This window comes from Actinomadura decatromicini, assembly GCF_008121305.1.
GTDB classification, from domain to species: domain Bacteria; phylum Actinomycetota; class Actinomycetes; order Streptosporangiales; family Streptosporangiaceae; genus Spirillospora; species Spirillospora syzygii.
Genome location: NZ_VSRQ01000002.1, coordinates 543,532 through 564,751, shown reverse-complemented (window position 1 = coordinate 564,751; position 21,220 = coordinate 543,532). Strand labels below are relative to the sequence as shown.

General features: G+C 71.2%; 21 protein-coding genes and 1 pseudogene. 9 read left to right on the top strand and 13 right to left on the bottom strand.

All coding sequences use genetic code 11. The features are described from left to right. Positions 1-110: 110 nt before the first annotated feature. Entirely contained in the window at positions 111-977 is an 867-nt protein-coding gene (locus FXF68_RS10300; protein WP_148758692.1) for a hypothetical protein, read from the top strand. On the opposite strand, the gene FXF68_RS10295 is transcribed toward FXF68_RS10300, so the two are convergent. Then, entirely contained in the window at positions 967-1,734 is a 768-nt protein-coding gene (locus tag FXF68_RS10295; RefSeq protein ID WP_246178612.1) for an enoyl-CoA hydratase/isomerase family protein, read from the bottom strand. The two genes, FXF68_RS10300 and FXF68_RS10295, sit on opposite strands and share 11 nt — an antisense overlap. A gap of 662 nt (positions 1,735-2,396) precedes the next feature. Here FXF68_RS10295 and rho point away from each other — a divergent pair. Further along, positions 2,397-3,491: pseudogene (rho, locus tag FXF68_RS10290) on the top strand (transcription termination factor Rho); the annotation flags it as partial. Positions 3,492-3,527: 36 nt separating this feature from the next. Here rho and FXF68_RS10285 read toward each other — a convergent pair. After that, positions 3,528-5,144 carry a serine/threonine-protein kinase gene (locus FXF68_RS10285; RefSeq protein WP_148758689.1) on the bottom strand — a complete coding sequence of 539 codons (1,617 nt, stop codon included), beginning with the start codon at positions 5,142-5,144 and terminating at the stop codon, positions 3,528-3,530. 126 nt (positions 5,145-5,270) lie between these two features. Then, the gene (locus FXF68_RS10280; protein ID WP_148758688.1) at positions 5,271-6,842 is read right to left on the bottom strand and encodes an acyl-CoA synthetase; all 1,572 of its coding nucleotides are present in this window, start codon (positions 6,840-6,842) and stop codon (positions 5,271-5,273) included. 229 nt (positions 6,843-7,071) lie between these two features. Here FXF68_RS10280 and sigE point away from each other — a divergent pair, with 229 nt between their 5' ends. After that, positions 7,072-7,611, top strand: a complete 540-nt coding sequence (gene sigE / locus FXF68_RS10275; protein ID WP_083981410.1) for an RNA polymerase sigma factor SigE — start codon at positions 7,072-7,074, stop codon at positions 7,609-7,611. 31 nt (positions 7,612-7,642) lie between these two features. Here sigE and FXF68_RS10270 read toward each other — a convergent pair whose 3' ends face one another. From FXF68_RS10270 to FXF68_RS10255, 4 genes are all read right to left on the bottom strand, one after another. Continuing rightward, positions 7,643-8,173, bottom strand: a complete 531-nt coding sequence (locus tag FXF68_RS10270) for a DUF6036 family nucleotidyltransferase (RefSeq protein WP_148758687.1) — start codon at positions 8,171-8,173, stop codon at positions 7,643-7,645. After that, a complete protein-coding gene (locus tag FXF68_RS10265; protein ID WP_148758686.1) occupies positions 8,170-8,562 on the bottom strand; it encodes a hypothetical protein in 393 nt (130 codons plus the stop codon). The genes FXF68_RS10270 and FXF68_RS10265 overlap by 4 nt, the downstream gene beginning before the upstream one ends. Positions 8,563-8,670: 108 nt before the next feature. Beyond that, positions 8,671-8,931, bottom strand: a complete 261-nt coding sequence (locus FXF68_RS10260) for a DUF397 domain-containing protein (RefSeq protein ID WP_148758685.1) — start codon at positions 8,929-8,931, stop codon at positions 8,671-8,673. Between the two features lie 14 nt (positions 8,932-8,945). Next, the gene (locus tag FXF68_RS10255) at positions 8,946-9,761 is read right to left on the bottom strand and encodes a helix-turn-helix domain-containing protein (protein ID WP_246178611.1); all 816 of its coding nucleotides are present in this window, start codon (positions 9,759-9,761) and stop codon (positions 8,946-8,948) included. Positions 9,762-9,984: 223 nt separating this feature from the next. On the opposite strand from FXF68_RS10255, the gene FXF68_RS10250 reads away from it, so the two are divergent. Then, on the top strand, positions 9,985-10,515 hold the full coding sequence (locus tag FXF68_RS10250) for an ATP-binding protein (RefSeq protein WP_148758683.1): 531 nt from the start codon (positions 9,985-9,987) through the stop codon (positions 10,513-10,515). Positions 10,516-10,697: 182 nt separating this feature from the next. Here the strand turns inward: FXF68_RS10250 and FXF68_RS10245 are convergent, their stop codons facing one another. Both FXF68_RS10245 and FXF68_RS10240 read right to left on the bottom strand, forming a co-directional pair. After that, complete coding sequence (locus FXF68_RS10245) at positions 10,698-11,420, bottom strand: choice-of-anchor P family protein (protein ID WP_148758682.1); 723 nt, start codon at positions 11,418-11,420, stop codon at positions 10,698-10,700. 46 nt (positions 11,421-11,466) lie between these two features. Next, positions 11,467-12,264 carry a L,D-transpeptidase gene (locus FXF68_RS10240; protein ID WP_148758681.1) on the bottom strand — a complete coding sequence of 266 codons (798 nt, stop codon included), beginning with the start codon at positions 12,262-12,264 and terminating at the stop codon, positions 11,467-11,469. Between the two features lie 243 nt (positions 12,265-12,507). Between FXF68_RS10240 and FXF68_RS10235 the strand changes: the two genes are divergently transcribed. Beyond that, positions 12,508-13,056 (top strand): YceI family protein, encoded by a 549-nt coding sequence (locus tag FXF68_RS10235; RefSeq protein WP_148758680.1) that lies wholly within the window; start codon positions 12,508-12,510, stop codon positions 13,054-13,056. Between the two features lie 69 nt (positions 13,057-13,125). Here FXF68_RS10235 and FXF68_RS10230 read toward each other — a convergent pair whose 3' ends face one another. After that, entirely contained in the window at positions 13,126-14,499 is a 1,374-nt protein-coding gene (locus tag FXF68_RS10230) for a sensor histidine kinase (protein ID WP_148758679.1), read from the bottom strand. A 158-nt stretch (positions 14,500-14,657) separates the two neighbouring features. Between FXF68_RS10230 and FXF68_RS10225 the strand changes: the two genes are divergently transcribed. The 3 genes from FXF68_RS10225 (at position 14,658) to FXF68_RS10215 (ending at position 18,021) form a co-directional block, all read left to right on the top strand. Then, positions 14,658-16,133 (top strand): glutamate-cysteine ligase family protein, encoded by a 1,476-nt coding sequence (locus FXF68_RS10225; protein ID WP_148758678.1) that lies wholly within the window; start codon positions 14,658-14,660, stop codon positions 16,131-16,133. A 75-nt stretch (positions 16,134-16,208) separates the two neighbouring features. Next, positions 16,209-16,895: a response regulator transcription factor gene (locus tag FXF68_RS10220; RefSeq protein ID WP_246178610.1), complete on the top strand. Its 687-nt coding sequence runs from the start codon at positions 16,209-16,211 to the stop codon at positions 16,893-16,895. Between the two features lie 115 nt (positions 16,896-17,010). Continuing rightward, on the top strand, positions 17,011-18,021 hold the full coding sequence (locus FXF68_RS10215) for a sensor histidine kinase (RefSeq protein WP_246178609.1): 1,011 nt from the start codon (positions 17,011-17,013) through the stop codon (positions 18,019-18,021). Between the two features lie 6 nt (positions 18,022-18,027). On the opposite strand, the gene FXF68_RS10210 is transcribed toward FXF68_RS10215, so the two are convergent. Continuing rightward, a complete protein-coding gene (locus FXF68_RS10210) occupies positions 18,028-18,597 on the bottom strand; it encodes an NUDIX domain-containing protein (protein WP_148758676.1) in 570 nt (189 codons plus the stop codon). A gap of 3 nt (positions 18,598-18,600) precedes the next feature. After that, positions 18,601-19,350 carry a GntR family transcriptional regulator gene (locus tag FXF68_RS10205; protein WP_148758675.1) on the bottom strand — a complete coding sequence of 250 codons (750 nt, stop codon included), beginning with the start codon at positions 19,348-19,350 and terminating at the stop codon, positions 18,601-18,603. 151 nt (positions 19,351-19,501) lie between these two features. Here FXF68_RS10205 and FXF68_RS10200 point away from each other — a divergent pair, with 151 nt between their 5' ends. Further along, entirely contained in the window at positions 19,502-19,744 is a 243-nt protein-coding gene (locus FXF68_RS10200; RefSeq protein WP_148758674.1) for a hypothetical protein, read from the top strand. Positions 19,745-19,801: 57 nt separating this feature from the next. Here FXF68_RS10200 and FXF68_RS10195 read toward each other — a convergent pair whose 3' ends face one another. After that, positions 19,802-21,094, bottom strand: coding sequence for a PucR-like N-terminal domain-containing protein (locus tag FXF68_RS10195; protein WP_246178608.1), 1,293 nt, complete (start codon positions 21,092-21,094; stop codon positions 19,802-19,804). Positions 21,095-21,220 lie beyond the last annotated feature (126 nt).

The window sequence follows — 21,220 nt, the reverse complement described above, 5'->3', positions numbered from 1 at the left end:
GCGTCCGCTCGCCGGGGATCTGGCCGGGGCGCGCCGGGTGAACTAGGTTGCTCGGCGAGATGGCCCTCCCGACCCGGTTCCGGGGGCGTCCCTCAGAAAGGCGGGGCTCGATGGAAGTGGTCCTGGTCCTGCTCTGCCTGGCCATCGCGGGCCGGGAGCTGTATCTGGCGTTCGAGCGCAGGCGGTCGCCGGGCGCGCCGGAGATCGCCGACATCCGCACCCAGCTCCGCGAGCTCAAACGCACCCGCGAGGAGCTGGACGGCGTCCGCGCGGCGCAGCGCGAGGGCCTCGACCGGCTGTCCCGCGAGCAGGACCGCGACCGCGAGGCGCTCGCCGCCGCCGACGTCCGGATCCGGTCGCTGATCGCGCAGATCAACGAGCGGATGGTGCCGGACGTCAACGCCCGCCTGACCCGGCAGCGCGAGGCGGTGGAGGCGCTGTCCGCCGAGGTCGCGGGGCTGCGCGCGCACCTCGCCCGGCGGCTGGACGACGCGGTCGCCGCGTCCCTCGGCGCCGAGCCCGCCGACCTCGTCGGCGGGACGCTGGCCGTCCGGCCCGAGTCCGCGCGGGACGCGCTGACCGGCCCCTACGAGCGGTTCGCGGCACACCACGGGCTGCGCGTCGAGCTGACCGACGGCGACCGCCTCTACCTGTCGGGACGCAGCCCGCGCGCCCTGGAACGCGACTTCATCGAGCTGGTGCGGGCGTTGCGCGGCGAGTTCGCGGAGGACACGTCCGAGGCCCGCGCGCTGCTCGACGGCCTGCGCGACGCCGACCACGGCGGCGCCACGCTCGGGCCGCTGCTCGTCGTCCGGACGCCGGAGTCGCTGGTCTGCGGGGTGCTGCCGCTCGCCGAACTGCTGCGCCCGGACGCCGCCCGGCTGCTCGACGACCCGCCCGCCGCCGCGCGGCGGCTGCGGCGCCTGGACGAGCGCCGCTTCTACGACGTGCCCGCACGCTCCGCGCTCAACGGATAGGGGACGTCCATCTGAAGGCGGGCGCGCGGCGTTCGAGGAACGCGGCGACGCCCTCCTCGACCTCGCCGCTCGCGGCCATCTCGGCCAGCCAGCGCTTCGCCGCGTCCGCGGTCGGGGTTCCGGCGGCGGCCGCGTCCACGATCTCCTTCGTCGCGCGCTGCGTGAGCAGCGACCGGGACGCGAGCGTCGCGGTGAACGCGGCGACCCTCGCGCGCAGCCCCTCGGCGGGGACGACCTCGTCCAGCAGGCCGATCCGCAGGGCGTGCGCGGCGTCGATCAGGTCCGCCGAGTACAGCAGGTACTTCGCCGCGGACGGCCCGAGCAGCCGGACGAGCCGCTCCGTCGCCGCCGCCGGGTACACGATGCCGAGCCGCGCCGGGGTGACGCCGAACCGGGCGCCGTCCGCCGCGAACCGCAGGTCGCAGGCCGCGGCGAGCTGGCAGCCGCCGCCGACGCAGTACCCCTCGATCGCGGCGAGCGTCGGCTTCGGGAACGCGGCGAGCGCCCGCTCGGCGACCGTCGCGAGGTGCGACTCGTCGTCGCGGTGGATGTCGGCCAGCTCGGAGATGTCGGCCCCGGCGCAGAAGTTGCCGCCCGCGCCGGTCAGCACCACCGCCCGGACGCCGGGATCGGCGGCGAGATCGTCCAGGAGGGGCGGGAGCGCCCGCCACATGGCCGCCGACATCGCGTTGCGCTTCGCGGGCCGGTCGATCGTGATCGTGCCGACGCCGTCGGCGGCGTCCACGCGGATGTCCACGCGGCCGATCGTACGGAGCCCTCCTCCCTCTAGGAACCTTGGGGGCCTCCTGGCAGTCTTAAGGGGTCGAGGCACGAAACGATCAGTGGCACGGGCGGACGCGAGCCGGGGGGCACGGCGTCCGCCGACACCGGCCACAGGGGGACCAGCTACATGAAAACAGTCATCGACCTCCGGGAATGCGAAACCGCCCTGGAGTGCTGTACTGTCAAGGCAACGTCTTCGGACTTCCGCGATTCGCGGCGGAGGCGTTTCTTCCCCGCCCCGGGCCATCTGAGCGCCCGGTGACTTCTCCGGTTCGAGACGCGCACGGCGTTTCGGGCCGCCGTCCAAAGGGAGCAGACGTCAGCCCGGTGAACCGAGCTGCATACCTCTCATCCCCCTCGCGTACGCGCCGCGGGAGCAGCCGCCGTACGCAGGACTCGACCCCTGGCCGCGCGGAGCGTTTCGCGGCCTGAGAAGGGACCCGCATGTCCACTTCCACAATCACCACCGAACGCCCGCCCTCGGGCCGTTCCACCACGAACCGTAAGACCCAGGCGCCGCACGGCGTGGCCGCGCAGAACGCGCAGAACGCCGCGCAGAACGCCGGAAAGAGCACCGCGCAGAGCGCCCGCAAGAACAACAACGACCGCCGTCCGGCCGCCGAGGCCCCGGTCGTCCCCTTCCACGGCATCCTCGACGTCCAGGAGAAGCACGCCTTCATCCGCACGTCCGGCTACCACCCGGGGCCGGACGACGTGCACGTCGCCCTCGCCCAGGTGAAGGCCGACGGCCTGCGTCCCGGCGACGCCGTCGCGGGCTTCGCGCGGCCGCCGAGGTCCGCGCGGGAGAAGTTCGGCTCGCTCGCCCGCGTCGAGACCGTGAACGGGCTCCCGCTGGAGGAGGCGGGCGGCCGTCCCGAGTTCGCGAAGCTGACGCCGCTCTTCCCGAACGAGCGGCTGCGCCTCGACACCGGCCCGCTCGCGACCCGCGTCATCGACCTCGTCGCGCCGGTCGGCAAGGGCCAGCGCGGGCTCATCGTGTCGCCGCCGAAGGTCGGCAAGACGATGGTGCTGCAGGCCCTCGCGAACGCGATCGCGGAGAACAACCCTGAGGTGCACCTCATGGTCGTCCTCGTCGACGAGCGGCCCGAGGAGGTCACCGACCTCCAGCGGTCGGTGCGCGGCGAGGTGATCCACTCGACGTTCGACCGTCCCGCGCAGGACCACACGGCCCTCGCCGAGCTGGCCGTGGAGCGGGCCAAGCGGCTCGTCGAGCAGGGCCACGACGTGGTCATGCTGCTCGACTCGATCACCCGGCTCGGCCGCGCCTACAACCTCGCCGCGCCGTCCAGCAGCCGCATCCTCGCGGGCGGCGTCGCGACGACCGCGATCTACCCGCCGAAGAAGTTCTTCGGCGCCGCCCGCAACATCGAGAACGGCGGGTCGCTGACCATCCTCGCGACCGCCCTCGTGGAGACCGGGTCCCGCATGGACGACGTCTTCTTCGAGGAGTACAAGGGCACCGGCAACATGGAGCTGAAGCTCGACCGGGGCCTCGCCGACCGCCGCGTCTTCCCCGCCGTCGACATCGAGGCGTCCGGCACCCGCCGCGACGAGCTGCTCATGTCGCCCGAGGAGCTCGCCCTCTCCTGGCGCCTCCGCCGCGCTCTCCAGGGACTGGAGAAGCAGCAGGCCGTCGAGCAGCTCCTGGAGAAGATGAAGGGCACCTCGTCGAACGCGGAGTTCCTCCTCCGCCTCCAGCAGTCGACCTGACCCGTCCCGCCTTTACGGGGTCACGGCCTTACGGGGTCACGGCCTGTCGGGGTCGAAGGACTTGAGGATTCCGTCGTAGAGACGCTGGCCGGGCGTCCAGCGCCGATCGGGCGCGGAGAAGCAGAACTCGTACCCCGCCGCCCGGCCGCACAGCATGTGCCGCGTGTCGTCCCCGCGGCGGCGCGTCCCGCCGCCGCGCCAGGTGAACTCCCATTCCGCGCCGCCCGCGACGACGTCCGGGACGCCTTCGAGCCGCAGCCTGCGGTACCCGGGGAAGCGGTGCTCCGCCGTCGCCTTCCGCTCCGCCGCGCGCAGGCCGGTCAACGGGTCGCCGGGAGCGGGCGAGATGCGCAGCGCGCGTCCCGTCCCGGCGTCCTTCCACAGGACGGCCGAGCCGTGCCGCTCCGCCCGCCATCCCGCCGGGACGCGCACCGTGTACGCGCCCGCCTCCCGGTACCGGGCGGTCTTGGCCGTGTCGCTCGCGCGGAGCGCGACCGCGTCGCTCTTGCCGATGGACGTCCAGCGCGCGGCCCACGTCCCGGTGCCCGCCGCGAGCGCGGCGAGGACGGCGACGCCCGCCACCGCGCCGGGCCGCAGGCTCCGCGGACGCCGCCGGGCGCGGGCCCGCCGCGAGCCGCACGGCGCGGGCCGGGTTCCGGACGGACGCCCGCCGCGCAGCGTCCACGGCACGCGCGGGCCCCGGACGACGCGGGAGCGCGCCGCGTCCCGCGACACCCACGAGCCGCGCCGCGCCCACGGCACCCTTCGCAGCAGCGTGCGGCGGCGGGCGGGCGGGACGGCAAGCGTGATGCCCGGCTGCGGGAGTTCGCCGACGATCTCGCGCAGGAGGTCGGCGGTCGCCTCGGCGGTCAGCCGGTCCTCCGGCCGCTGCCGCAGCAGCCCCTCGATGACGGGCGTCAGCGGCCCCGCCCGCACGGGACGCGCGTAGTCGCCCAGCAGCACCGCCACCATGGACGCGAGGGCGTGGCAACGTAGGAAGGGCGAGAACCCTTCAACCGCCGTGTAGAGGGTCGCGCCCAGCGACCATAGGTCGGACGCCTCCAGCCCTGGCACTCCGTTCACGCGCTCTGGCGAGAGGTAGGCGGGCGAGCCTTCGATGCCCGCCGGCATGGTGTCGACGGTCTCCCGTCCACCGGACGCGTAGACGGCGAGCCCGAAGTCGGTGAGCAGGACCCGCCCGTCGTCGCACACCAGGACATTGCTGGGCTTGACGTCCCGGTGCACGATCCCGGCGGCGTGGGACGCGCGCAGTACGGACAGGACGGCCGCGCCGATCTCAGCCGTCCGGCGCGGGCCGAGCGGACCGTCCTCGGTGACCAGCCTGTTCAGGGAGCACGACTTCAGGAACTCCATGACGATCCACGGGCGTCCGCCCTCGATGATGAGGTCGTGGACGGCGACCACGCCCGGATGCTTCAGCGCGGCGGTCGCCCGCGCCTCGGACAGCAGCCGCCTGCACATCGCCTTGCGCTCGGCCTCGGTGATGCGCTTCGGGAGGTGGACCTCCTTGACGGCGACGTCCCGGTCGAGCGTCTCGTCGTAGGCGCGCCAGACGGTCCCCATGCCGCCCCGGCCGACGACGGTGAGAAGGCGATAGCGGCGCGCGAGCGGTGCCGGCCGATCCCCGTCCATGCGGAGTCAATCGCCCGGACGCGGTCAGCCCACGCCCCGTCCGCATCCATCATTTCTTGACCGGTGCGGCCGGGGAAAAAGTGGCAGGACGTGGTATAAGCCGCGTCTGGGGGAGACGCGCCCGTTTTATAGGACGCTGCGGGCCCACTTGTAGTCGGACTTCCCGACGGCGGTGCGGCGGACCTCGTCCACCACCGTGATCTGGCGCGGCAGCTTGTATCCGGCGAGCCGGCCGCGGCAGAACTCCGTCAGCGCGTCCAGGGTGACCGTCGCGCCGGGACGCGGCGCGACGACCGCGGCGACGCGCTGCCCGAACCGCTCGTCCTGGACGCCTACGACGACCGCGTCGTACACGTCCGGGTGGTCCTTCAACGCGACCTCGACCTCCTCCGGGTAGACCTTTTCTCCGCCCGTGTTGATGACGAGGGAGCCCCGGCCCAGGAGGACGATCGTGCCGTCCTCCTCCAGGCTGGCGAAGTCGCCGGGAACCGACCAGCGGGTGCCATCGCTTGCGGTGAAGAAGGTCGACGCGGTCTTCTCGGGGTCGTTGTAGTAGCCGATGGGGATGTGTCCCTTGCGGGCGAGCCGTCCGATCTGGCCGGGTGCCACGGGGTTGAGGTCGTCGTCCAGGACGGCGACGTCAGGGTTCATGTCGAACCGGGCCGTCCCCTCCTTGCCGCCCACGGACGGACCGCACGCGCCCGTCTCCGAGGCGCCGTAGTTGTCGAGGAAGACCACATTCGGGAGTCGCTCGCTAAGCGCCTTCTTCGCGCCGTCCGTCAGCGGCGCTCCCCCGGACGCGATCCCCATCAGAGACGACGTGTCGTACTCGCCTTCGGCCAGCGCCCGCGCGACGGGCCACGCCATCGCGTCCCCGACCAGCATCAACACGTTCGCCCTCTCCTCGGCGACGAGCCGCAGCGCCTTCCCCGCGTCGAAAGCGTGGTCGGTGTAGAGGACGACCTTCGACCCGCCGAACAGGCCCATGAACGCGACCCACTGCCCGGCGCCGTGCATGACGGGCGCGCAGTCGAGCACGGCCGTCGCGGGCTGCTCGGCGTTGGCGGCGATCTCCTCCGGGCTGCCGATCGGGTCGCCGAGGACGTTCCCGCCGCCGAGCGCGCCGAAGAAGATGTCCTCGACGCGCCATTCGACGCCCTTGGGATATCCCGTCGTCCCGCCCGTGTACATGATGTAGCGGTCGTCGTTGGAGCGTTCCGGGAAGTCGTCGCCGGGATCGGCCTCCGCGAGCGCCTTCTCGTACTCGACCGCGTCCGGAATCTCGCCATCGGCCCCGTCCTCCAGGACGATCACATGCCGCAGCTTCGCCAGATCACCCCGAATCTCCTGCGCCTTCGCCAAGAGCGAACGCTCCCCGATCAGCGCGACGGAGTCGGAGTCGGCCAGCACGTGCCGCAGCTCCGCCGCCACATACCGGTAGTTCACCGGAACCGGCACGGCCCGGATCTTGAACGCCCCGAGCATCGACTCGATCCACTCGGCCCGGTTGTGAGCGAGTATCGCGACATGCTCTCCCGGCCGCACCCCGGCCGCCGCGAGATGGTGCCCGACCCGGCTCGCACGCTCGTTGAGCTGCCGAAACGTCCGGCGGACGTCCCCCGCGACGAGCGCGGGCCGGTCCGGCCCCGCCGCGGCCAGGAGCTCCAGCAGGTCGGCCGGGTTGTAGCTACGAGCCATGCCACGTCCTCGCGTCTCGGGGGTGGGACTGCCCCGATCCTCGCCCCGGACGGACGGCGACTCAATCCTTGTTGGCATTCCGTCCAATGAGATCGGTCACACCGGTACCGAATCGAGATGCGCCTCATCCGGCCACGCACCCGGTTCTTACACGGCTCTTATCCGGGTACCGGCATGCTTGGCCGTAACGATTCAGTATCAGACGGGGGTAGTGGTGAGCGCAGGCGCTATGGCGTGGACCCCGCCGACGTGGGAGGAGATCGTCAGCCAACACTCGACCAGGGTGTTCCGGCTGGCGTACCGGCTGACCGGCAACCGGCACGACGCCGAGGACCTGACCCAGGACGTCTTCATCCGGGTCTTCCGTTCTCTGTCGTCCTACAGCCCCGGCACGTTCGAAGGCTGGCTCCACCGCATCACCACCAACCTGTTCCTGGATCGGGCCCGGCGCAAGCAGCGGATCCGCTTCGACGCCCTGGGCGACGACGCCGCCGAGCGCCTCCAAGGTCGTGAGCCGACCCCAGCCCAGGCGTACGACGACCGCCACCTCGACGCCGACATCCAGCGCGCCCTGGACGACCTCGCCCCCGAATACCGCGCGGCCGTCGTCCTCTGCGACATCGAGGGCCTCTCCTACGAAGAGATCGCCGCCACCTTGAACGTCAAGCTCGGCACCGTCCGCTCCCGCATCCACCGAGGCCGAGCCCAACTACGCGACGCCTTGGAACACCGCCGCCCCACCGAAGTCCCCGCCTGCACCGACCACTGACCAACGGCCACCGCCAGCGCGGGCAATCACATCAGCCAGCCTCGAACAGGTCTTCCAAGATCAGCCGTGCTCGGTCAGGTACCGGCTCTTCTGGGAAGACGTCGGCGCACAAGGACAAGACGTCCTTCACAGAACCGAGGCGAAGGTGACGGATCAGGAAGCGGATGTCTTCTGCGTCGCGGCGGCGGGCCGCGAGCACTTTCATCGCGAGAAGGTGTTCGGGCGAGGCTGCTGAGACCCGCAGTCCCGGGTGGTCGAAGACGCGCGTGGCAGCGGGATCCCCACCTGGGGCAACGTAGACGCTCGCCTGTTCGTTAAGCCACCACTGCGGCAGGCCAAGTTCTCGGGCGACCGCGCGAACTTCTTCTAGCACGATGCCGTGCGGCTCGAAGACCGCATCGATGTCACGGGTGGAGCGGCGGGCGTCGTAGGCCAGCGCCATCGCCGCGCCGCCGACGACGTAGATGTCGGCGACCACGCCTCGACGCGCCAGGCGATCGCCGAGCGAACGGAGGACGTTCTCAATGGCGGCGCGGTCGAGGAGCGGTTCGGAGTCGCTCACGCGACCTCCAGTTCCTGCGGTGCGATGAACACACCGCGCCGACGGAACGCGGCCGGAGCGTGCACGATGGCGTCAACCCTGGCGGCACGGGTGTTGAAGGGGAACCAGAACCGGTACAGATGGCGGGACTCGGCCCAGGAGGCGGCACCCCGCCCGTCCCGGGACGCCAGATGTTCGGCCAGTGCCGCCAGAAACACGTCCCAGTGTTGATCGCCGGTCGTCGCGGGCTCTTCCGCGAGAAGCCTCAGACGCTCGATCGGCGGCTCATGCTTGAACTCTTCGAGGAACTCGGCGATCAGCCGCCACCGCGTCTCGTCATCTCGACTACCCGCCAGATGAAGAGCCAGGTCGACCAAGGTCATCGGCTGGTATGCCTGGTCAATCCGCATGAGCTGCACCTCCACCCCCGAGTGTACGGCCGGGCCGCGACACTGGCCGGTGGTGCGGCTGGAGGCTGCCCCCAGGTCGGACAGCCTCCAAGGGTCGCGAAGCGGCGGTTACGGCAGGTCGTAGCGTCCGGCCAAGATCTCGGCGTGGAAGGTGCGCCAGGACGCGACGCTGAACGCCAACCTCGGACCTTCCGGATCCTTACTGTCCCGAACGGCCGTCCCACAGCAAGCGCACGTTCCGACCTCGACACATCCCCCGTTATTTCCGCTGCGAGCGCTCTTCCGCCACGCACCGACCTCTACGCAATGGGCGTCGCCTTCTCCGCCGTGGCTACTCGTGCGCCACGAGAGTTCGCTGCTCAGTTCCATTCTTCATACCTCGTTCAAGGTAGGTTCTCGGCTGCTTCCTTGATCAGCGAGCGCGACTCCACCGGTCCAAGGGCACGAGCGCGCAGTTGATCGAACAACGTGGAGTATGTGGCGACCTCGGCTGGCTGCTCCAGGTACAGCCCGTTCGGCCGCAGCTCAAAGTAGACAACGTCCGGGTCAATCGGCTCCGGGAAGCCGAGAACGGTGAAGCCACCAGCGGCAATGGCCGGGTGCGCTCCTGCCGCGAAGGGGAGAACCTGGAGATCCACGCTGTCGCCCCTGGAAGCGGTCACCAGGTGTTGTAGCTGTTCGCGCATCACGGTCGAACCTCCGACGAGTCGCCGGATCGCGTCCTCGTTGACGACGAACCAACTCTTCAACGGATCACCTCCAGCGAGGCGTTCTTGTCGCTTCATGCGCACGGTGACCACTCGTTCGATTTCCTCTTCAGGATAGGTCCGCACCTCTGCCGCGAGTAGTTCCCGGACATAGGCATCCGTCTGAAGAAGACCAGGAATCACGTCCAGGCTGTACTGGCGGAGGGTGTTGGCCTCTTCTTCCAGGCCGGTGTACGCGCTGACGAACTCCGGCAGGTCGTACTTCTGCCACCAGCCCTTGATCCGGCACTGGCGGGCCAGCGTCACCAGTTCGTCGGTCTCACGGTCACCGACGGCGTAGAACCTACAGAGCATGGCGATGTCGGCGGGCTTCGGGTTGTGCGTCGCTGCCTCGATGCGGCTGATCGTCACTGGGCTGATGCCAGCGAACGTCGCCGCCTCCTCACGGGTCTTCTTCGACTGCTTGCGGAGCTGACGCATGATCGCGGCCAAGCGTCGACGGCGGACCGTGGGGCTCGTCCGTCTTGTCGCCATCGTTGCCTCCCGAGAAGTTCGACCGTCGAGTGACCGCGGATTTTTTGAACTAGGTCACACAAAGTGCTTGCCAGCCCACAGACGGTCACGCAGACTCGGAGCGTAGCGACTCATGACGCGCCGTGTTCGGATCTTCTGTGTATTCGGCTGAATACGTCTGCCTTGGACGAGGGGACGCCTGATGGGAATCGTTGGACGGGTGGGCTGGCGTCTCGTGGTCCGGGACCGGTCGTCTGTGCGGCCGCGCCGGATGCACCAGGCCAGGCGTACGTTCGATCTCCCCGTCGATCACGGGGGTTCGGTTTCGCGGTTGGGGCTGGCCAAGGGGTCTCTGCGGCTGCCGACCGAGGTGGGAAGCGTGCCGGTCGGGCGTCAGTGGCTGCGGGACGTCCTCGGGCGGGAGTGCGGTGCCGGGCATCCGGCCATCGACGATGCTCTCCAGGCTTTGTCGGAGATCCTCACGAACGCCGTCCTGCATGGGACGGGCCCGGACGTCCGGGTGGCGTACACGCTGGTCGGCGAGTGGGCCGAGGTCTCCGTTCACAACCGCGTCCGGCCCGGTGAGGTCCAGCCGCGGAGGCGGACGCCCGCCCCGCCTAGCGCTGAGAGCGGTCGCGGGCTGGACCTGGTCGAGGCGTTCAGCGACCAGTGGGGCATCACGGTGCTGCCCGAGGACGAGATCAAGGTCTGGTTCAGGGTGAGGCTGGCATGAACGGCCACCCGCAGCGGGCGCATGCGCGGCATCGGGGTGCGTCCGACCGCTATGCCCTTGGGATCGTGCACGGCGCGCTTGTGGGGATGGGCATCGGGTTCGTCTTGGTCGCCTTGGCCGCGTTTCTGGTGTGAGCAAGGCGAGGGCCCGCGCGTCCGGACGCGCGGGCCCTCCTCCAAGGCTCAGCCGGTGACTGGGAGGTCGCCGGTGATGGGGGTCGGGATCGGGGCCGCTGAGGGCGGGGGCGTCGGCGTGGACGGGGTGCCCGGGTCGGACGGGTCCGAGGGGCCGGACGGCGGCTGGCCCGGCTCACCCGGCTGGGCGCCCTTGCCGCAGGTCGCGGAGGCGATGCTGATCGTCTGGGTCTGGCCCGCGAGGGTCGCGCTGACCTCGATGGCCGTGACGGTCAGCTTGCCGTCCTTGTCGCGGACGTGCCGGTTCAGCGTGACCGTCGCCGAGCCGACGCCGGTCAGGTTCACGGTGACGGCCGTGTTGGGCGCCGCGTCCGCCTTCAGGGTGCGGCCGTTCAGGGTCGCCTTGACCAGGTGCGAGACGCCGTTCCCGTTCTCGCATTTGGCGGTGACCAGGCTCGCGCGCAGGCCGAGCTTCAGCAGCCGGAGGTCGGCGACGGAGGCGCGGGCGTGGCCCGACCAGGCTGCGGCGTTCAGCAGCCGCGCCTCGACGATCGGGTTCGGCGGCAGCTCGACGACGCTCTTGCGGACGGGCCGCTGGGCGTCCGACGTCACGGCCGGGGTCGGCGGGACGGCGACGGGCCCGCCCGCCGAGATCGCGACGGCCGAGCCGGCGCCGCCGGTGGTCGCGGACGCGCCGGGGACGACGGCCGCGAAGGGCAGCGCGAGCGCGCCGGCGACGGCCGCGCACTTCGTGAGTGCCTGCAAACGCACGGTGTTTTCTCCTCTGTGTCGGGGGTGGAGACGGTTCGGGGGGACGTCAGGCCGTGATGACGACGGGCGTGCCGAGCGGCACCTTGGCGAGGCGTTTCAGGGCGTCCGCGGGCACGCGCACGCAGCCGTGCGTGACGGCCTTGCCGAAGACGGCCGTGCTGGGCCAGCCGTGGAACGCGACCGTCCCGGGGCCGCCGCCGAAGGTGTCGAGGGTCGCGGAGTGCGCGCCGACCGGCAGGATCAGCGGGCTGAACGTCGGCTTGGCCGGGGCCAGCGATGCGAGCAGGAACGTCCGTCCGACGGGGGTGGGCGTCTTGGGCGCGCCGACGGCGACGGGCCAGGACCCGGCGGGGCGGCCCGCGTTCAGGAGGGTGAGCTTCCGGTCGCTGATGTCGACCTTGATCGCCTGGCCGCTGCGCGCGGTCTTCAGGCCGGAGTCGGGGATCCAGCCGGTGACGCCGTTCGGGCGGCTCGGCAGCAGCACCCGCTTCCAGCCCGGACGGCTCTCCACGACGGGCACCCACGTGTCGCCCTTGAGCTGGGCGGCGGGCAGCTCGGCGACGGCGGGCGCGCCGGGCTGCGCCGACACCGGGGCCGTCTCGGCGGGGTGGACGACCGTGCCGTCCAGCGCGGCGGACGGAGCCGGGTCGGCGGGCAGGTCCTTGAGGGTCGTGTAGGTGGTGGCCTGGGGCAGCGCACCGCCCGCCGCCGGGGACACCCCGCCCTTGCCGGCGGTCCCGCCCCCGCCGCCGCATCCGGACACGAGCACGGCCGCGACCGCCAGCACGACCGGTATCGCGACTGGTGGTCCGGGCACGCCGCGCGCCGTGGTTTCGTCGCTCACGAAGACTCCCGATGGTCGTGGACGCCGGACGGACGGCCTCCTCGCCGTCCACGCCCGCCCGTCCGTGCGCCTCTGTGCCCGCTGTCTACGCACGAGCCGGGAATCGGGTTGCACGCCCCGGGAACAATCGCGGGTTTGACTTGTGTTTGAACCCTCAACTAACCTTCGACGAGTCGTTGAAGATTCAAGCACCAGCCACACTTGTCGTCCGGTCAGTGCCGTCGACCACCCAGAGGAGTACCCATGAGCATCGCCGCAGTCGCACCCGAACTGACCACCGGGACCTGGAACATCGACCCCGCGCACTCCGAGGTCACCTTCGTCATCCGGCACCTCATGACCAAGGTCCGGGGCACGTTCACCGAGTTCAGCGGGACGGTCCAGATCGCCGACGAGCTGGCCGACTCCACCGCCACGGCGGAGATCAAGGTCGCCTCGATCGACACCCGCAACGCCGACCGCGACGCGCACATCCGCACCGCCGACGTGCTGGACGTCGAGAACCACCCGAACATGACCTTCGCCGCCACGGGCGTCCGCGCCGAGGACGGCGAGTACTACCTCGACGGCGAGCTGACGATCAAGGGGGTCACCCGTCCGGTCTCCCTCGCGGTCGAGTACAACGGCGTCGCCGAGGACCCGTGGGGCGGCACGCGCGCCGGGTTCTCCGCGTCCACGACCATCAACCGCAAGGACTGGGGCGTCGAGTTCAACGTCCCGCTCAAGGGCGACAAGGCCCTGCTGGGCGACAAGGTCGACCTGAACCTGGAGATCCAGGCCGTCCGCGCCTGAGTCCCGCGCCGAGCGCGCGTCGAAAAGGGCCGTCCACACCCTGTGGACGGCCCTTTCGCGTTGCCGTGGTCAGCGGCGGCGGCGGTCGACGGGTTCTGCGGCGAGCGGCAGGCGGAGGGCCAGGCGGGCGCCGCCGCAGGGGGCGTCCTCGATCCGGAGCGTCCCGCCGTGCGCCTGCGCGATCTCGCGGGCGATGGCGAGGCCGAGCCCGGCGCCGCCGGCGCCCCGGCTGCGCGCGGTGTCGAGGCGGGTGAAGCGCTCGAACACGCGCTCCCGGTCGGCGGGCGCGATGCCCGCGCCGTCGTCGCTGACGGTGAGCAGCGCCCGGCCGTTCTCCCTGGTCACCTGGACGGTGATGCGCGAGTCGGCGTACCGCTCGGCGTTGTCGAGCAGGTTGCCGAGCAGCCGGACGAGCTGCATGCGGACGCCGCGCACCAGCACGTCCCGCGTCAGGTCCGTGACGATCTTCATGGTGAAGGCGCGGCGGCGGATCTCCGCGTCGGCCAGCGCGGACAGCTCGATCGGCTCCTGCACGGCCGTCCCGCCGGTGCCGATGCGGGCGAGGAGCAGCAGGTCCGTGACGATCGACTCCAGCCGGTCGGTGTCGCGCAGGGCCGACTCCACGACGGCGCGCAGGTCGTTGTCGTCCGGGTGCATGGAGGCGTCTTCGAGGTTCGCGCGCAGCCCGGCGATCGGGGTGCGCAGCTCGTGGGACGCGTCCGAGGCGAACTGCCGCTGCCGCCCGACGGCCCGCTCCAGCCGGTCGAGCGTCGCGTTGGCGGTGCGGGCCAGTTCGGCGATCTCGTCCTGGCCGGACGGCTCGGGCACGCGCCGGCTGAGGTCGCTCGCGCTGATCTCGGCGAGCTGCGCGCGGATCGCCTCGACCGGGCCGAGGGTGCGGCCGACGATCAACCAGGTGATCCACGCGGAGAGCCCGGAGAGCAGCAGCACGGCCGCGCCGAGAACGCCCTCCAACAGCCCGTTCACCAGGTAGGACGGCACCCGCTCGGACGCGTACACGACCACCGAGTCGGGCGCCGTGGAGACCCTGATCGCCTCGGTGACATAGCAGTCACGACCCGGCCACGTTCCGTTGCATTCGGTGTAGTCGCGGATCCGCAGGTTGCTCGACGGCCAGAGTCTGCTCACCGGGGGTCTGTCCGTTGCGGCGGGTGTCGCGTTCGCCACACGTCCGCCGCGTTCCACGACCTGCACGAGGACGCGGCCGCGCGTGTCGTCCGGGATCTGGCCGTCCAGCGACCCGTCGCGGACGCCGCCGCTGGCCCGCCGTCCCTCGACCTGCGTGCCGCGCAGGAGATCCGCCTTGACGGCCCCGCGCACGGCGATGTCCGCCCCGGCCGCGGTGACGCCGAGCACGAGCGCCGCGAGCACCGCGGCGACGAGCGTGTCCCTGGCCCTGATGGACCGGGGGCGCATGCGCATATGGCCCCTCCCCGCTGGAGTTGCCGCTTCCCGGACGGCGCACACACGCTACCGGCCGGTCACAAATCGGGGAGCCGAAAATCAAGCGCCTGGTTTTCGCCTACCCCCGCTGGGACATCCCGTTTGTGACGGTTCCTCCGAAGCACAGGGACGGACACATGGGCAGGGACGTGGCTTCGGTCACCATCAGCGGCGAGGACCGGCGGCGGTACCGCGACAAGGTGCGCAGGTGCCTCGACGTGCTGGCCCGCATGCTGGGCGAATCCCAGTTCGACTTTGAGCGCCCCCATATCGGCCTTGAGATCGAACTCAACCTGATCGACGAGCTCGGCGACCCGCTGATGCGGAACGCCGACGTGCTCAAGGCGATCGCCGACCCGGCCTGGGCAACGGAGCTCGGCCAGTTCAACCTGGAGATCAACATCCCCCCGCGCGAGCTGGGCGGGGAGGGCACGGGCGAGTTGGAGGCGGAGGTCCGCGACCATCTCGAACACGCCGACGACCGCGCGCGGGAGGTCGGCGGCAGGCTCGCCATGATCGGCGTCCTGCCGACGCTGCGCCGCGCCGACATAGGAGAGGAGGCGCTCTCCGCCAACGCCCGCTACAAGATGCTCAACGACCAGATCTTCGCGGCACGCGGCGAGGAGATGCACATCGCGATCGACGGCCCGGAGCCGTTGCAACTGCACACGGACACCATCATCCCCGAGGCCGCGTGTACGAGCGTCCAGTTCCATCTCCAGGTGAGCCCTGAGCAGTTCGGCGCTTACTGGAACGCGGCCCAGGCCATCGCCGGCGCGCAGGTCGCGATGGGCGCGAACTCCCCGTTCCTGTTCGGGCACCAGCTCTGGCAGGAAACGCGCATCACGTTGTTCGAACAGGCCACCGACACCCGTCCGGAGGAGCTCAAGGCCCAGGGCGTCCGGCCGCGGGTGTGGTTCGGTGAACGCTGGATCACGTCGGTGTTCGACCTGTTCGAGGAGAACACGCGCTACTTCCCCGCGCTCCTGCCTCTCTGCGACGAAGAGGACCCGCGGGCCGTCCTGGACGAGGGCGGCATCCCCGAACTGGGCGAACTGACCCTGCACAACGGCACCATCTACCGCTGGAACCGTCCCATCTACGCCGTCGTCAAGGGTCGTCCCCATCTTCGCGTCGAGAACCGCGTCCTGCCTGCGGGGCCCACCGTCGCGGACGTCGTCGCCAACGGCGCCTTCTACTACGGCGTCGTCCGCATGCTGGCCGAGGACGACCGTCCCGTCTGGTCGCGCATGTCCTTCGCCACCGCCGAGGAGAACCTGCACCGCGCCGCTCGCGACGGCCTCGACGCCACCCTGTACTGGCCCGGCGTGGGCGAGGTCCCGGCCGCCGAGCTGATCCTGCGCAAGCTGCTCCCCCTCGCCCACGAGGGACTCGAACTGTGGGGCGTCGACCCGGCCCGCCGCGACCGCCTGCTCGGCATCGTCGAACGCCGCTGCGTCACCGGCCAGACCGGCGCCGCCTGGCAGATCCGCGCCGTCGAGAACATCGAGAAGTCCTACGGCATCCCACGCCATGACGCCCTCCGCATGATGACCCGCGCCTACGCGGACCGGATGCGGGACAACGCCCCCGTCCATACCTGGACCTTCTAGCCGCAAAAGGAGATCTTCACGAGTCACGCACAACTCCGGCCCTTCACGTCCATGACCTGCTTCTAGAGTTTGGACGTGACTGGGAACGAAACGCGCATTCTCATCGTCGAGGACGAGCCGACGATCGCGCGGGCCGTCGCCGACCGGCTGGCGGCGGAGGGGTTCGCCGTCGAGGTCGCCGGGGACGGCCCCGCGGCCGTCCGGCGCGCCCGCGAGTACGCGCCCCACCTCATCGTCCTGGACGTGATGCTGCCCGGCTTCGACGGCCTGGAGGTCTGCCGCCGCGTGCAGGCGGAACGCCCGGTGCCGGTGCTGATGCTGACCGCGCGGGACGACGAGACCGACGTCCTGGTCGGCCTCGGCGTCGGCGCGGACGACTACGTGACCAAGCCGTTCAGCATGCGCGAGCTCGTGGCGCGGGTGCGGGCGGTGCTGCGGCGGGTGGAGCGTCCCGCGCCGGAGACCGACGGCGCGCTGGTGCGGATGGGCGCGCTGGAGGTCGACCGGCGGGCGCGTCGCGTCGTCATGGACGGCCGCGAGGTGCATCTCACGCCGACGGAGTTCGACCTGCTCGCCTGCCTGCTGCGCAACCGGGGCGCGGTGCTGACGCGGGCCGTCCTGCTCGAACAGGTGTGGGACTGGGCGGACGCCTCCGGAACCCGCGTCGTCGACAGCCACGTGAAGGCCCTGCGCCGCAAACTCGGCCAAGAACTGATCCGCACCGTCCACGGGGTGGGCTACAGCCTGGAGGTCGCGTCGTGACCGGAGCGGAGCGAGGATCACGACGGGACCAGCGGGGGCCTGAGGGTCATCCCCCAGAAAGGTGGGCGTCGTGACGGCTGTCGTTTATCGGGCTTGGGCGCGGTTGCCTCGGCCGTTGGATCCGTTGCGGTCCATCAAGGTGAAGTTCGGCGTCGTGGTCGTGGTGACGGCGTGCGTCGCGGTCCTGATCGTGCTGTGGGGGTATCCGCTCGGGTTCCGGGCGCGGCAGACGATGCCGGTCGGCGTGCTCATCTCGCTGGTCGTGACGCAGCTCCTCGCGCACGGGATGACGGCGCCGCTGCGGGAGATGACGGCGGCGGCGCGGACGATGGCGCGCGGCGACTACAGCCGCCGGGTGCGCGCCACGTCCCGGGACGAGGTCGGCGAGCTGGCGCAGGCGTTCAACCGGATGGCCGCCGACCTCGCCGAGGTCGACCGGCAGCGCCGCGAGTTCGTCGCGAACGTGTCGCACGAGCTGCGCACCCCGATCAGCGCGCTGCGGGCCGTGCTGGAGAACGTCGCGGACGGCGTCACGCCCGCGACGCCGGACGTCCTCGCGTCCGCGCTGGAGCAGACCGAGCGGCTCGGACGGCTCGTCACGCAGCTCCTCGACCTGTCGCGGGTCGAGGCGGGCGCGGCGGTCCTGGACGTGACCGACGTCGACGTCGCCGCGTTCGTCGCGGACGTCACCGCCGAGGCCGCCGCCGGGCATCCGGACGCCCTGTTCGCGTCCGACGTCCCGGCCGGGCTGCGCGCCCGCGCCGACCGCGACCGGCTGCACCAGGTCGTCGCGAACCTGCTGGACAACGCGGCGCGGCACGGCCCGGCGGGACGTCCCGTCACCGTCACCGCGCGGCCGCTCGGCGGGACGGGCGGCCTCGTCATCGACGTCGCCGACGAGGGCCCGGGGATTCCGCCCGAGGAGAGGACGCGGGTGTTCGAGCGGTTCTCGCGGGGGTCGGCGTCCGGTCCGCGGGCGGGAACGCCGGGCGGCGGCACCGGCCTCGGCCTCGCCATCGCTAGCTGGGCGACGGAGCTGCACGGCGGCGACATCACCGTCATGGACACACCGAGCGGATGCCGAATTCGGGTCGTCATTCCTGCGGGGCTTGGCGAACCCGCGTGACGTTGACTATTTCGCCTCGTGCATGAGGAGAAGCGCGTAGGCGGCCAGGGTCGAGTCGTCGGTGATGCGGCCGTCCCGTACGAGGGTCGTGAACTCGTCCCTGGACATCCACTTCTGGCGCATGTCCTGTTCCTCGTGCTCACGGTCGGCCTGGCCCGCCCTCAGGTCGGACGCCACGAAGACGTTGAAGCCTTGGCCGCTCGTCCCGTGTGAGCAGTTCAGATAGCCGAGGTGGGTCAGTTCGCCCGCGCGGAGGCCGGTCTCCTGCGCCAGTTCAAGATGGGCGAGTTCCTCTGGGTCGGCGTCACGCCGACCTGGCAGCGAACCCTGCGGGAAACTCCACGTGCGCTTCCCAATGGGATAGCGGTATTCCTCCACCAGGTGGAACCCGTCGTTCTCGACGGGAATGACGAGAACGAAGTCGGGCTTGTCGACGACCCCATAGATGCCGCGTGAACCGTCCAGGCGCTCGACCTCGTCCTCACGGACGACCATCCACGGGTTCTCGTAGACGACCCTGGTACCGACCTGGCGGACGGCGGGTTTCTCGCCGTCCGTGTCTGGGGCTTCGCTCATTTCTCAGACTCCCGACCCGTAGCGGTAGACGAGTTCGTGCCGGTCGCCGACCACCACCCGGTGGGTGACCTCGACGACGCGGCCGTCCTGGTCGCACGCGCGGCGCCACAGCGTCAGGACGGGCCGGTCGGGGCCGATGTCCAGCGTGCTCTGCTCGTCCGTGCGCGGGAGTCGGCACGTCACCGTCTCCTCGAACGTGATCCGGCGCCCTGCCTCCTCCAGGCGGGAGTAGATCCCACCCGGGCCGGTGTCGACCTGGCGCAGGATGGGGATCTGCTCCACCACGTCCAGGATTACCCAGGTTGTCGCCGTCTGAATGGGCGGTTCGCCCTCCACGCCCTGGACGCGCGCCCGTTCCAGTACGCGCGTCCCTGGGGGGACGTCCAGGCGCTGGGCGAGCCGTTCGTCCGCCTCCACCTCGGTGACGGTCGTCCGGGTGAACGGGACGCGGCCGTCCCGCCGGGCGGACACGTGGAACCCGCGCCAGGCGCCGACCTGCCGGGTGATGTCGGCCGCCGCGCGCCGCACCCGCCGCGCCGTCCGCACCTGGGCGCCCGCGCCGTGCCGCAGCTGGACGAGTTCCTGCTCGGCCAGCATCCGCAGAGCCCGCCGGACGGTCGACCGGTCGGCCCCGTACTCGCGCGCCAGCTCCCGCTCGGACGGCAGCCACGCCCCGGGTTCGAGGTCGCCCTCGACGATGCGTGCCGCCAACGCGTTCGTGATCGCCTGTGCCTTCGTGGGGGGTCGCGGCATTTCGGAACCTGCTCCGGATAGTCCGTTGACCTCACACCGTACAGATCCCACCATTCCTGAAGCCCTCTTGGGTATCTCGTGAGGGCATTGTGGGCGATGCTTGGTCGGCTTATGGTAGACCCACCATAGACCCACCAAGGGAGCCCGCGCGATGTCGGTGATCATGTGCATGCCCGGCTGGCACAACGAGCGCTCGGACGACGGCCTGCGGGCCACCCGGATCACTCCTTTGTCGGATTACCAGCGGTCGAACGGCTGCCTCCAGCAGATAGTCGCGCTTGACGAGGGCGAACTGTGGCTCCTCTGCGACGCCCAGACCCGCCTCGCCGAACGCGTCGCCACCGCCGAACGCCTCCGCCCCCGCCAGTCGTTTCTTCCTCACGCCGCAACATGACGCCTGGACCGGGGCCGAGTTTGTGCTGGGTCGGCGAGGTGTGCGGTATTGGCGAGGTCAGTTGCGGTGGAAGGTGACGACCTCTCCTGAGTCGCCGACCGCCGCGTGCGATGACGGGACGATGCGCTCCCCCGCGTTCTCCGCGAGCAGCGCGCGGGCGCGCAGCACGATCTCCAGGTCGAAGCGCAGATCGGGGTCGAGGAGCTGGTCGCCGAACAGCTCCTCCAGCTGACGGAGCCGGTACCGGACGGTCTGCGGGTGGACGTGCAACCGCATCGCGACCTCGTTGGCGTTGCGTCCCGACTGGAGCCAGGCGAGCAGGGTCTCGGCCAGGCGGTCCTGCTGGCTCGGGCGCAGGTGCGCCAGGGGGGCGAGGCGCAGGTCGGCGAGCGAGGTGATGAGCCCCTCGTCCTGGAAGAGGATCAGCGTCGACATGTGCTCGACGCAGCGGATCACGCCGCTCTGGCCGCCCGGGCCGTCGTCCGCCTCGATGACGCCGCGCTGGACGAGGCACAGCGTCTTGCGCGCCCACTGGATGGAACGTGCCGCCTCCATCAGCGGGACGGTCGGGCCGACGACGGCGAGCGTCCCGGCCAGGGCTCGGTCGACGAGCTTCGCCCGGCCGGGCCCGTCCGGGTCGGGGACGATCAGGCTGGGGGTGCGGCGGGTCAGGTCGGCGAGGACGTCCGGCGGAAACGCGGGCTGGCGGGCGTCCCGGGGCCGGCCGAGCGCGACCGCCGCGACCGTCCGCGGGACGGGCCAGTGCGCGGCGGCGGCGAGGTCGGCGATCGCCTCCCGCGCGGCCGGCGGGTCGGCGAACAGCAGGTCGAGCAGGCGCTTGCGGCGGCGCTGCATCTCGCCCGCGACGGCTGCCCTGGCCTGCGAGTATCCCTCGGCGGCGGCGTGCGCGAGCTCGTCCTGGAACTCCATCAGCACCTCGCCGACGGCGCCGAGCGTCCGCGGGGACACGTGCAGGACGTCCGCGCCCTCGGTGAGCCGCCGCCACGCGACCATGCCGCCGACCCGCATCGCGGTCTGCATGGCGTCGAGGCTGCGCCCCTCACCGGCCTCGCCGCGGCCGATGGCGCGGAAGAAGTCGGCCACCGGCGCGGAGTCGTGGCCGGGATCGGCCACCCGGTCGACGAAGAAGTGGAGCACGCGCTCGACCGCGAGCCGGAGCGTCCCGGAGTAGGAGCCGTCGCCCGGCCGGTCGTACTCGCTGACGCGCGTCTGGATCTCCTGGATCATGTCGTCGGCCACCTCGTCGAGGTGCGGCCGCATGTGGTCCGCCAGGTCTCTCGGCAGATCCGCCCAGGGGCGCCCGTCGGTGGTCGAACTCGCGTCCGCCACAGAACCTCCCAGCTCTCGGTCCCGCTGCGTCGCGCGCCACTCACAGGGGGTAAATGCTTACTTATGTGGTCTGTGTGGGGCAAATCATGACCCGTGACGTGCCCAGGCGCAAAGTTTAGGTCGCCC

Bases quoted from the DNA above. Each gene is read 5' to 3' on its own strand.
- FXF68_RS10300 (WP_148758692.1), top strand. From the start codon at position 111: ATGGAAGTGGTCCTGGTCCTGCTCTGCCTGGCCATCGCGGGCCGGGAG.
- FXF68_RS10285 (WP_148758689.1), bottom strand. From the start codon at position 5,144: ATGGACGGGGATCGGCCGGCACCGCTCGCGCGCCGCTATCGCCTTCTC.
- FXF68_RS10280 (WP_148758688.1), bottom strand. From the start codon at position 6,842: ATGGCTCGTAGCTACAACCCGGCCGACCTGCTGGAGCTCCTGGCCGCG.
- sigE (WP_083981410.1), top strand. From the start codon at position 7,072: ATGGCGTGGACCCCGCCGACGTGGGAGGAGATCGTCAGCCAACACTCG.
- FXF68_RS10265 (WP_148758686.1), bottom strand. From the start codon at position 8,562: ATGCGGATTGACCAGGCATACCAGCCGATGACCTTGGTCGACCTGGCT.
- FXF68_RS10260 (WP_148758685.1), bottom strand. From the start codon at position 8,931: ATGGAACTGAGCAGCGAACTCTCGTGGCGCACGAGTAGCCACGGCGGA.
- FXF68_RS10250 (WP_148758683.1), top strand. From the start codon at position 9,985: ATGGGAATCGTTGGACGGGTGGGCTGGCGTCTCGTGGTCCGGGACCGG.
- FXF68_RS10235 (WP_148758680.1), top strand. From the start codon at position 12,508: ATGAGCATCGCCGCAGTCGCACCCGAACTGACCACCGGGACCTGGAAC.
- FXF68_RS10230 (WP_148758679.1), bottom strand. From the start codon at position 14,499: ATGCGCATGCGCCCCCGGTCCATCAGGGCCAGGGACACGCTCGTCGCC.
- FXF68_RS10225 (WP_148758678.1), top strand. From the start codon at position 14,658: ATGGGCAGGGACGTGGCTTCGGTCACCATCAGCGGCGAGGACCGGCGG.
- FXF68_RS10210 (WP_148758676.1), bottom strand. From the start codon at position 18,597: ATGAGCGAAGCCCCAGACACGGACGGCGAGAAACCCGCCGTCCGCCAG.
- FXF68_RS10205 (WP_148758675.1), bottom strand. From the start codon at position 19,350: ATGCCGCGACCCCCCACGAAGGCACAGGCGATCACGAACGCGTTGGCG.
- FXF68_RS10200 (WP_148758674.1), top strand. From the start codon at position 19,502: ATGTCGGTGATCATGTGCATGCCCGGCTGGCACAACGAGCGCTCGGAC.